Origin of the sequence: Clostridioides sp. ZZV15-6388, assembly GCF_020657755.1 — a bacterium.
Classification (GTDB): Bacteria; Bacillota; Clostridia; order Peptostreptococcales; family Peptostreptococcaceae; genus Clostridioides.
Genome location: NZ_JAGWCU010000147.1, coordinates 1 through 255, shown reverse-complemented (window position 1 = coordinate 255; position 255 = coordinate 1). Strand labels below are relative to the sequence as shown.

The window sequence follows — 255 nt, the reverse complement described above, 5'->3', positions numbered from 1 at the left end:
AGAATAAGCACCGGCTAACTACGTGCCAGCAGCCGCGGTAATACGTAGGGTGCAAGCGTTAATCGGAATTACTGGGCGTAAAGCGTGCGCAGGCGGTTCTGTAAGACAGATGTGAAATCCCCGGGCTTAACCTGGGAATTGCATTTGTGACTGCAGGACTAGAGTTCATCAGAGGGGGGTGGAATTCCAAGTGTAGCAGTGAAATGCGTAGATATTTGGAAGAACACCAATGGCGAAGGCAGCCCCCTGGGATGC

1 rRNA gene is annotated in these 255 nt (G+C 52.2%); it reads left to right on the top strand.

The features are described from left to right. Positions 1-255: ribosomal RNA gene (locus KGF48_RS20120) — 16S ribosomal RNA — on the top strand; the annotation flags it as partial.